Origin of the sequence: Pseudomonas sp. UBA6753, from assembly GCF_002453565.1 — a bacterium.
Lineage (GTDB): Bacteria > Pseudomonadota > Gammaproteobacteria > Pseudomonadales > Pseudomonadaceae > Aquipseudomonas > Aquipseudomonas putida_Z.
This window is the reverse complement of record NZ_DKHD01000003.1, coordinates 1-207: the sequence shown is the minus strand read 5'-3', so window position 1 is coordinate 207 and position 207 is coordinate 1. Positions and strand designations below refer to the sequence as shown.

Annotated in this window: 1 protein-coding gene; it reads right to left on the bottom strand. The window is 52.2% G+C overall.

Translation table 11 applies throughout. The annotated features are described in order from the left end of the window. Positions 1 to 207 (bottom strand): hypothetical protein (locus B2790_RS01740; protein ID WP_286918129.1); only part of this gene is annotated, 207 nt, incomplete at both ends.

The window sequence follows — 207 nt, the reverse complement described above, 5'->3', positions numbered from 1 at the left end:
GGGTATAAGCGAACTGCGCCTTGCCGGAGTCTCTCAATTCGCTCATGACGGTGTTGGAATTGTCCACTGCCATGATTGAACGCGATTCCTCAGCACCTGATGTGCATAGCGCCAGGAGGCTGTTCTGATGCCGGAAAATGGAGCGTGTCACAGAGCCGTCTAGTTCGGTGCAAACATGGTTGTTTTGTAAGGGATCCATGAACACCA